4 protein-coding genes are annotated in these 10,571 nt (G+C 46.7%); 3 read left to right on the top strand and 1 reads right to left on the bottom strand.

Annotated elements, in window-relative coordinates:
• Window positions 1-258: 258 nt before the first annotated feature.
• Window positions 259-1,764 (top strand): malate:quinone oxidoreductase, encoded by a 1,506-nt coding sequence (locus tag PAEAM_RS19520; RefSeq protein WP_100528658.1) that lies wholly within the window; start codon window positions 259-261, stop codon window positions 1,762-1,764.
• A gap of 233 nt (window positions 1,765-1,997) precedes the next feature.
• Here the strand turns inward: PAEAM_RS19520 and PAEAM_RS19515 are convergent, their stop codons facing one another.
• Window positions 1,998-5,087 carry a hybrid sensor histidine kinase/response regulator gene (locus tag PAEAM_RS19515; protein ID WP_165789986.1) on the bottom strand — a complete coding sequence of 1,030 codons (3,090 nt, stop codon included), beginning with the start codon at window positions 5,085-5,087 and terminating at the stop codon, window positions 1,998-2,000.
• A gap of 177 nt (window positions 5,088-5,264) precedes the next feature.
• Here PAEAM_RS19515 and PAEAM_RS19510 point away from each other — a divergent pair, with 177 nt between their 5' ends.
• Both PAEAM_RS19510 and PAEAM_RS19505 read left to right on the top strand, forming a co-directional pair.
• Window positions 5,265-6,401 (top strand): response regulator, encoded by a 1,137-nt coding sequence (locus PAEAM_RS19510; protein ID WP_100528656.1) that lies wholly within the window; start codon window positions 5,265-5,267, stop codon window positions 6,399-6,401.
• Between the two features lie 177 nt (window positions 6,402-6,578).
• Window positions 6,579-10,385: a DUF8202 domain-containing protein gene (locus tag PAEAM_RS19505; protein WP_100528655.1), complete on the top strand. Its 3,807-nt coding sequence runs from the start codon at window positions 6,579-6,581 to the stop codon at window positions 10,383-10,385.
• Window positions 10,386-10,571 lie beyond the last annotated feature (186 nt).

The following is a 10,571-nucleotide window of genomic DNA, read 5'->3' as shown; positions in this document are numbered from 1 at the left end:
TTCCTTTCTTTGTTTTGAACAAATATATCTTTCAGGCCTATAACCGGGCTAACGTTCCGATGTAAACTAGCGTATACTGATGGAATAGCAAATATCTTGAAATTGCATATTTAAATTGCTCTATATTATTGATACACTAGATCAAGGTTATAATCATTCAGAGAAGGTGCGATCCCGTTCAAGAATGGGCTTGCTGCAAATGCCAAATCGATAACGCTTACATCCTTTTGGCAAATATAGGATATAAGGACGGTAGACATGAGCCAGGGACAAACGAGTACAGATGTTATCTTGATTGGTGCCGGAATTATGAGTGCAACTTTGGGAACTTTGCTAAAAGAATTGGCACCAGACTGGAATATTAAGGTTTTCGAAAAGCTAGCCACTGCAGGAGAGGAAAGCTCCAACGAATGGAATAATGCCGGAACCGGGCATGCTGCATTGTGCGAACTTAACTATACCGTTGAACGACCAGACGGAACCGTAGATATTAGCAAAGCGATTAAAGTGAATGAACAATTTCAGATCTCAAAGCAATTTTGGTCCTATCTCGTCAATAGCCGTCTGATTCGTAATCCGCGGGACTTCATTATGCCGATTCCTCATTTGAGTTATGTACATGGAGAGAGCAATGTCCAGTTTTTGAAAAGACGTTATGACTCCTTGTCGAATCACCCGTTGTTCGCAGGCATGGAATTCTCGGATGACAAGAAAGAGCTGGCGAAATGGATGCCGCTGATGATGAAAGATCGTACCAGTAATGAACCTGTTGCAGCGACCAAAATTGACTCCGGTACGGACGTTAACTTTGGTGCTTTAACGCGTATGCTGATCAAACATTTGAAGGAACAACACGTGGGCATCCACTACCAACATAGCGTGAAGAATATGAAACGCACCAGCGATGGACAATGGGAATTATCCGTGAAAAACCTGAAGAGCGGTGCAGTCGAACGCCATAAGGCGAAATTTGTCTTCATCGGCGCGGGCGGCGGAAGTCTGCATTTGCTCCAGAAGACGGGCATTCCGGAAGGTAAACATATCGGTGGATTCCCGGTCAGTGGGATCTTTATGGTGTGCAAAAATCAAAAAGTCGTGGAACAGCATCACGCCAAAGTATATGGCAAGGCTTCGGTAGGGGCTCCGCCGATGTCGGTTCCACATCTGGACACCCGTTTTATCGACAATAAAAAATCACTGCTGTTCGGACCGTTTGCCGGGTTCTCGCCGAAGTTCCTGAAGACGGGTTCCAATGCCGACTTAATCACGTCTGTTAAGATGCACAATCTGCTTACGATGCTCGCAGCAGGTGTCAAAGAAATCTCTTTGACCAAATATCTGATCCAACAACTAATGTTATCCAAAGAACAACGTATGGCAGAATTGCGTGACTTTGTTCCGGGTGCCAAGAGCGAGGATTGGGATATGGTTCTGGCGGGGCAGCGTGTGCAGGTGATCAAGGATACCGCCCAGGGTGGCAAGGGTACGCTCCAATTTGGTACGGAAGTGGTCACGTCTGCAGATGGAACGATTGCGGCTCTGCTAGGTGCATCACCGGGTGCATCCACGGCAGTTCAGGTCATGCTTGAGATTCTTCAGCGGTGTTTCCCGCAGCATATGGAGGCATGGGAGCCAACGATCAAGGAAATGATTCCTTCCTACGGCATATCCCTTGTGGAGAATCTGGATCTCCTCAAAGAGGTTCATTCTTCAACAGCCAAGGCGCTGGGGTTATCGGATGAAAAACATGTCCTGCACGTATAACGTTTAGCTTATCGTGTTAGATCATAATGAAGCCATAGAAAAGAGAGCTAAGCCGGGACGAAACCTGTGCTTAGCTCTCTTTTGGTTTATTTGGTATGTCACAACCTGAACTTGAGCTTGAACTTGAACTTGAACATATCCGCTATCACAGCGCTCCCCGTAGACCTTACACAGAGCAAACGGATATGGATCATACAGTATGCCGTTGTAGAGTCATAGAACGATCTTATCGTTCATGCTCTCATGCTGCGGTCCAAAGGGATGACAAAGGAAACTTTCGTACCTTGGCCCGGCGAACTGACGATGGTCAAACCTTGTCCGAACATCTGGGTCAACCGGCGATGTGTATTGGTTAATCCAATGCCTCCGGTTCCGCCGGGACCTTTCTTGGGCCATGCCAGTGCCCGTTCGATCTGCTCGGGCTGCATCCCTACACCGTCATCCTCGATTTCGATCAAGCTGGACGCTGTTTGGTTGATGATTCGGATATGCACGGTTCCACCCTCAACTTTGCTGAGAATACCATGTCGAACAGCATTCTCAATGAGCGGCTGAATGGTGAGTGGCGGCAGGGATAGATCAAGATCATCGGGAATATCCCAGATGACGTTCAACCGATTCATGAATCGTTCTTTCTCAATGTAGAGATAGGCGCGGGAGAGATCCAACTCATGAGTGACCTCAACCATTTTCTCCGAATTGACAAAATGAAAGCTGGTCTGAAGATACTCGATAAAAGCATCGCCCAGTTTCTGCATTCGCTCCGTGTCCATCTCACTAAGAACCATGATTGAGTTGAGCGTATTAAAAAGAAAATGGGGCTGAATCTGTGCTTGTAAGTAAGCAGCCTCCATGCGCAGTCGCTCATCAATGGATTGTTTCAGTACGATCAGAGACCCGATGCGATGCCTTAATTCAACGGCATCCACGGGCTTGGTGACATAGTCCGTAGCACCGGCCATGAATCCGGCGTATACATCCGCTGGCTCGTTACGGGCCGTCAGCAACAGGATGGGAAGCTCAGATACCGAATAACGCTTGCGTACATTCTCGGTCAGTTCATAACCGGACATATGAGGCATCATGACATCGGCAATCAGTAAGTCCCAAGGCTCCTTATCCAATAATTCAAGTGCCTCAAGCGCCGAGGCCGCGGGTTGAATATGATACGGTTCATTCGCAAGCATGGAGATCAGTACTCGCAGGTTTACAGGATCATCATCGACGGCAAGGATTCTTGCGGCAGTCTTATCTTGAGAGACGGTCTGCTGCTGCGGCTCTGCAATCGCAATTTCATCGAAGCTGTGAGCGTCCCATTGCTGCTCAGTCTGGTCCGATAACGATGCGGTGTCTTCCCGTGGAAGCGAGATCTGGAAGGTCGATCCTTGCCCAGGTACGGATTGCACGGTGAGTTGGCCGCCATGGAGTTCGGTGAGCTGCCTGCTGATATTGAGACCGAGGCCGATTCCACCGCTTAAACGAGCCTCTGGGGTCCCCTGTTCATACGCCTCGAATATTCGCTGTTGTATCTCCTCACTCATACCAACACCTGTATCTGAAACTTGAATCAAGACGTACTCTCCATGTTCCCGAACGGACACGGTAATGGTACCCTCATCGGTAAATTTGAGTGCATTATGCAACAGGTTGTAGAGCACCTGAACAAGTCTTCTCTCATCAGCCTGAATCAACGGCAGTGATTCAGGAATATCCACCTGCATATGGATGGGCTTGCCCTCTGCCATGAATCGGAACATACCGATCACGCCTGGAATGACAGAGGCAAGAGATAAAGGTTTCTTCTGAAGCGTAATACGTTTTTCTTTCAAACGAATGACATCCAGGAGGTCATCCACCAGTTGGGACATGCGTCGGCCGATGGTAACTAACAGTTTCATGTCTTCTGCCTGCTGCCCACCTGATTTACGACGTTCACGAACCGCGATACTCTCGGCGATATTGATGATCCCGTGCAGCGGTGTACGCAATTCATGAGCCGTATTCACAAGAAACTGATCCTTCTGGCGATCCTCTTCTTTGAGCTGTTCGTACAACTTCTCGATCTCACTTGAATTGCGGAAGTATTTTCTGAACCAATAGGCGGAGAAGCCAAACATGGCCGCGATCACATCGATCGGATAATACACGTTGGTAATTTCGCTATGTGAGTTTACAATTCCCCATAATACGCTTGATAGGCTGCTAGTAGCCGCAAAGAGCAAAAAGCTTGCGTCGCTTCGTTTCTCGGCTGCCATTCGGAAAAATAGGTACACAGACCAGCCGATGGCAAACAGATAGAGGAAATCAGAAAGCCCAATCTCAAGTACATGATAGATCAGGGTCACTGGTGCGACGAGTAAAAATAAACAGTAAACGCCAAGCACGCTGGCATAGATACGGAACAGTTTACGCCATTGTAGATTGTGGGAGAAGCTTCTAGCCATCTGTAAAAGAAAGAATGCGAACAACGGATAGGACAACGCTTTGGCCTTAACGATCCAAGTGAAGTTGAGTGGAATCCAACTCAATAACAGATTGTCATGGTCGGAAGCGACCGTTAGGGCAGCTACCAGTGTTAGCATCGAGAACGTCAGCAGAGCTCGTTCCTTTCGGATAAATAGAAACATGACAAAAGCGTATAGGCTGTGCAAAAGCAGTATAGCGAATGTAATCTTTTGCAAGTCAATGGATAGTCCTCGTTCACTTCCAATGGCTTCTGGAGAACCAAAATAGAGAGAGCGTGTGATCCCTCCGCTATAAGGATCGTCAAAATTGGCTGTCTGCACCAAAAGATTGAGTTCGGTAGAACCGTCAAGCACATAGGAAGTTGTAAATGCAGTCCTTTCTGGTCGATAGGCTTCGGCATGAGTGGCAGGTTGGCCGAATTCGGCAACAATGGTCCCGTTCATCTCGATAATCGATGATGTCTGGATTTTCTGAGCCCAGAGAGAGACTTCCTCCACAGATGGATCTAAAAGTATGCGAAGATGGTATGTCCCATATCCAAACGACGATGAGGATTGTGGTAATGCATCACGCCAGTCACCGGGAACTTGAATCGGTGTGGATGGGTTATCCGCTATTTTCGCGTCACGATTAGAGATTAACGTCTGGGGATAAAACTCCCATTCTCCATCCAGGGATATGGGTGAAGTGTTGGCGAGGTCCCAGCCTCGAAGGTCTAACAAGCCTTCAATGGGTTCAGGATGTGCGGGTATAGTGAAAGTCTCGGACCATATCCAGCGAAAGCCAAGCAAAATAGTCAGGAATAGAATCGACAGCACTACATATCGGGGTATCTTTTTATAGGTTATTGGTTTCATGGCAGACTTTAGTTTTCGACAGTTTACTTCAAATTCCTGCATGCCCTCTGCCAAAGATGAACATTTTTTTGAATACCGGAACATAGATTCTATATTTAAATGATAGCGGTCCCACGTCAGAATTTATGGTAAAATTATAGATTAAAGGGTGATCAGTGAGCCAGAGGAGTTGTGCATATGAGAGTGATTTTGGTAGATGATGAATATCTCGCTCTGAGCAGGTTGAACAAACTGTTGCAAGAGAGAGAGGATTGCGAAGTTATCGGCTCTTTTCTGACGGCACAGGAAGCCATAGATCAGATCGAAATTCATCTGCCGGAAATCGTCTTCATGGACGTTCAAATGCCGGGGATGAACGGGATCGAGGCGACTGAACGTATCCATGAGGTTTCTCCTGGAACAGAAGTTATTTTCACAACCGCATATAACGAACATGCACTGACGGCCTATGGGCTTGAAGTGCTGGATTATATTATGAAGCCTGTAACGCGTGACCGTTTGGAAAAAACGATGAAGATGTATCAACGCCGAACGGTGTCAGCAAGTCTGAATGTAGCAGAAGGGCCATCCATGTTGATCCGTTGTCTGGGGATGCTCCAAGTCCAAGTGCACCCCAATGAGCCGCCAAAACATATGAAATTCAGAACAACCAAGATTAGAGAGTTATTTGCTTATTTGCTCCACCATCGGAACAAACCGATTAAGCGGGATACACTACTTGAATTGTTGTGGCCAGAGTTGGATGAGCGGAGAGGTATATCCAATCTGCACAGTGGGATCCATCGCTTACGCAGCATGATGAACGAACTCATGGGTGAGGATAAGATGTCCATTCGCTATCAACAGTTTGGTTATCTATTGGAAACGGGTGAATTCAGGATTGACGCGGAAGAATGGGAGAGCCGTCTTAACCGATTGCCTCTATTATCTTCGTCTACAATAGCTGAACATCGACAGACCTCAGATCAATATGAAGGCAAATATTATGGTGAGGACGATTACGTATGGGCTGAGCTGGAGCGTCAGCGCTTGCATGCACTATGGCGAAATCATGCCATGCAACTGGCACAATATTACATTGATCTAGGACAGAATACGGAAGCACTCACGTTATATTACCGGGTACAGCAATTCGAGCCATCATTGGAGGAAGTCGGACTGGCCTTAATGAAGACCTACGATCGATTGGGTAATAAAGATCCTGTGGTCGCTCAATATAATCAGTTGGTTATCGCTTTAGAACAAGAGGCAGGTATACGTCCTGGCCTGGAAGTTGAGTTATGGTACCAACAATGGAAAAATTCGAATAGTTAATTGGAAATATACAGCCTTGCAGCTTCATTTGCAAGGCTGTTTTTTGTTGTATTTGCTAGTGAAAGGTTTGGTAAGAGTTTGGTAAGAGGCCATGTGTAGAATAAGCAAGATGAGGGTAGATATGATGTTTTGAGTCAGTAAGCAGTCCAAAAATAACATATTAAGTAGGAGGAAACTATGTACACAGCAAAAATCCGGAAGAAACCATGGCAAAGAATTTCCATGCTGGTTCTTTCCTTTATTCTGGCGATTGGAACGTTGCCCATGAGTTTGGCTCAAGCGGAGTCGACTAACCAGACTCCTGTTGGTCCGGGCGGAGTTGGATCCCCTTCACTATGGCTACGACCAGAGCGGGTAAACGGAGTTGCCAGCGGCGAAAAGGTGAGTATCTGGGAAGATCAAGGCAGTAAAATAAACAATGCAACCCAAAGTACTGAAGCTAATCAACCGACCTATTGGGATGATAAGAGTCATAATATCAATTTCAATCCGGTATTGGAATATAACGGCACGAGTAGTTTTATGAATCTGGATGTAAGTAAGCTTCCTCAAGGGAAGAGCCCCAGATCGATCATTACCGTTAGTAGAACCAATAAAACTGGAGGCCTCAATTATATTATTTCATGGGGAGTACAAACGGGTGGTTATACGGGTATGGGGATGCTTCAAGTTGACGCAAGGGGCGGCTTGACAACATTTAACAGTGACCCTAACCAGACTTTGTACACTCCCGACAAGTTCATGGGAATGACATTCCCGACAGAGCTATTTGTTACTTGGACAGGTGGGGACACTGGAACGAATAAAGCTAGATTGTACAGTAAAATGAAGCAGGTACAGGAACTGAGTGGTTGGGGAAAAGATAATGCTAAGGCATGGAATACTGGTAACTCGGACGGAGCCGTAGTTGGTAAGCTAATTCCGGCAACTGCGGCCAATAGTGGGCATTGGGAGGGTACGATTGAAGAAATCATCGTATTTGACCATGCTCTGACGGACGCAGAACGCCAAAAAGTCAGCACATATCTGGCGATCAAATACGGCTATACGCTTGATCAGACGACAGCAAATTCATATGTCGATTCAAACATGACTACGATCTGGGATGCCCAGGAGAACGAAGTCTATACCCACCGCGTTACAAGCATCGGTCGAGATGACCAGAGCGGCTTGATGCAGAAACAAGCCAAAGCGCAGGAACAGGGATCTACATTGACGATTGCATTGGGCAACAGTGTTGAGGATACCAATTCTGCAAATAAAAATGAATTCTCAAAGGACTCTTCTTTCTTTACGTTTGGTGACAATGGAGCAAGTACTGAATTCAAAACACCAATTACGAAAGATGGGAAAAAACTACTTGGGATGGAGCGTGTCTTCAAGGTACAGAAAGCAAACTGGACTGAATCACAGATTACACTTCAGGTAGCCGAAACGGGAGGTAACCCGGCGTTGCCTCGATATGTTGTGATCAGCAATGATGCTCAATTTGATGGACAAGACTCAATCCATTTAATTGAGAACGGCCAAGTAACTCTTAATACCTCAAATTTTGGTCCGAACTCTTACTTTATCATTGCAACTGCTGCTACTCCTTTGACGGTACCAGACGTCACACTGACCGACGATGAGTTGACATGGGAAGCAGTTGCGCATGCAGACAAATATGAAGTAACAATCGAACTGGAAGACGGCACGAAGCGGACGGTGGAAGTAACCGGAACGGCGCTTAACCTGTCGCAATTGGTACCATCGCTAGAAGTTGGCACCTACAAAGTGACAGTAACAGCGAAGACGGACAGTCCAGCCTATGCAGATTCAGAAGCATCAAATACGAAAAGTTATGTTGTTATTGATAAGGCGAAGTTGAAAGCCAAATTCGATGAGATTAAAGGTAAAATCGAATCAGGCGAACTGGACGAAGAGGAGTACACACCAGCGAGCTGGACAGCACTGGATGATGCGATGAACGAAGCACAGAGAGTGTTGAATGATCTGACAGCGACTCAAGCGCAGGTAGACAAGGCGCTTTTGGATCTGACTGATGCAAGAATGGGCTTAATCCCTACAACATCTGTACCTGTTGTAGATAAATCAGCTTTGCAAGCGAAAGTAACTGAAATTACAGGTGAAAGCCTTGGAGAATCAGCTTACACGCCAGCGAGCTGGGTAACACTCAAAGATGCGATGAATGAAGCAGAGCGAGTGTTGAATGATTTGACAGCGAATCAAGTGCAGGTAGACAAGGCACTTCAGGATCTGACTAACGCTAGAACGGGACTTACCAAATTAATTGGTACAGATGAATCTACGTTGCAGACGCTGGTCCCTTCCGTGGGAAGCTTGTCCCCGGCCTTTGATCCGGCGAAAGACACGTACACCATCTCTGTGCCGAATAGCGTATATCAATTCCAGCTCACGCCAACGGCACTTGATCCACTTGCGAAGATTGAAATAGCTGTTGGAGATGGAGAATGGAACGAGGTTTCAAGTGGCAGTGTAAGTGAGAATCTACCGCTTCAAGTCGGTGGGAATAAGATCGTTGTTAGAGTAACCGATTCACTTGGAAATGTTACGGCGTATAAAATCAACGTGACTAGAGCATCCAGTGACAATGGTAACAATGGTGGAGGCAACAATGGCGGCGGTGGAAATACGGGAGGTAACGGTGGAAGCACGCCAGCACCAGCACCTACACCTGCGCCAGTACCAACGCCAACTCCGGCACCTGTGAAGGATAATTTGGAAACAACTCGGGATGGTAACCATCAACCATTTGCTACATCCAAACCATCTGACAACAAAGAAACATTGGTTCAAGTTGATCCAGCCAAGCTGAATGTTGCCATGTCACAAGGCACAGGCCAGCAGTTCGCCATTCATTCACCGAATGATGGGGATATGAAGGTGGACGGTTTAACCCTGGAAACACTGAAACAATTGGTGGATCAAGGTTCCAAACTGAACATTAGCAATCCGCTGGCAATCTATCCGGTACCTGGCGGTAAAATGGACGTGAATGGTGTGTCCAGACAGCTTGGTAATGCAGCGTTGAATGATATTGATGTCCATGTTGATATCGCACGTTCCTCGGATGCTTTGATTGACAGCGCCGAGACAAGAGCCGCATCCCAAGGATACGAGCTACTTGTCACACCGGTTGATCTGGATCTGACGTTTACGAAAGATGGACAGACCGTGCGATCCGGCCAGCTGAACGGTTATGCACCGAAGTATATTGCACTTCCGGAAGGTATCGATCCGAACCGGATTACTACAGGCGTAATCATTAATCCGGACGGTAGCATCTTCCATGTACCAACGGTTGTCACTAAGATCAGTAGTCGTTACTACGCACTCATTAATGACTTGCGTAGCAGCGGAAGTTACTCGGTTATCTGGAACCCGCAGGATTTTGAAGATGCCAGATCCCATTGGGGTAAAATTGATGTGAACAACATCGCTGCGAGATTAGATCTGCAAGGTAACGGAGATAACACATTCTCACCGAACCGTCAGGTTACTCGTTCTGAGTTTGCCGAGATTGTTGTGCTTGGACTGGGCTTAATGCGTCAGGATGCACCACAGAATCTATTCCCTGACGTTAACGATTCCGCATGGTTCCGCTCTGCGGTAGCCCTTGCAAATGAATTCGGTATCGTTCGCGGTTACGATAATGGGAACTTCAACGGTAATCAGGAGATCACACGTGAGCAAGGATTTGCTATGGTTGCTCGTGCCTACCGTCTGATTGAACCGGAAGCGGCAATTAGCCCGGATCAGATGAACTCTGAACTGGAACGTTACAGTGATGCAGCGGATGTATCAAATTGGGCAAAAGAAGATGTAGCCCAGTTGATTGCAGCGGGGATCATCCAAGGTAATGGGCCGGAGGTGCTGAGTCCGAAGACCACGATGACTCGTGCCGAGGTCACTGCATTGATTGCAAGAATGTTGAAAGTAACAAACTTGATTGATCAATAAACACAATTTAAAATGAAAAGCCTTTGCTGACATTGGGGGTCGGCAAAGGCTTTTTTTTATTATGGCTTTAGCCAGTTGAGTGCGTGAAACGCGCGAAACAAAAAACCACCCGCTATGCGGGTGGAGGGATCGAGGGTTTGACCACCAAGACCATTCCGATAAAATTGAGATGTTCAGGCTCAAAAG

The sequence above is a fragment of the Paenibacillus sp. GM1FR genome (assembly GCF_002803315.1).
Lineage (GTDB): Bacteria > Bacillota > Bacilli > Paenibacillales > Paenibacillaceae > Paenibacillus > Paenibacillus amylolyticus.
Note: the sequence above shows the minus strand (reverse complement) of the source record. Positions and strands in the feature narration are given on the sequence as shown.

Coding starts and splice junctions, on each gene's coding strand:
- PAEAM_RS19520 (WP_100528658.1), top strand. CDS start 259: ATGAGCCAGGGACAAACGAGTACAGATGTTATCTTGATTGGTGCCGGA.
- PAEAM_RS19515 (WP_165789986.1), bottom strand. CDS start 5,087: ATGAAACCAATAACCTATAAAAAGATACCCCGATATGTAGTGCTGTCG.
- PAEAM_RS19510 (WP_100528656.1), top strand. CDS start 5,265: ATGAGAGTGATTTTGGTAGATGATGAATATCTCGCTCTGAGCAGGTTG.
- PAEAM_RS19505 (WP_100528655.1), top strand. CDS start 6,579: ATGTACACAGCAAAAATCCGGAAGAAACCATGGCAAAGAATTTCCATG.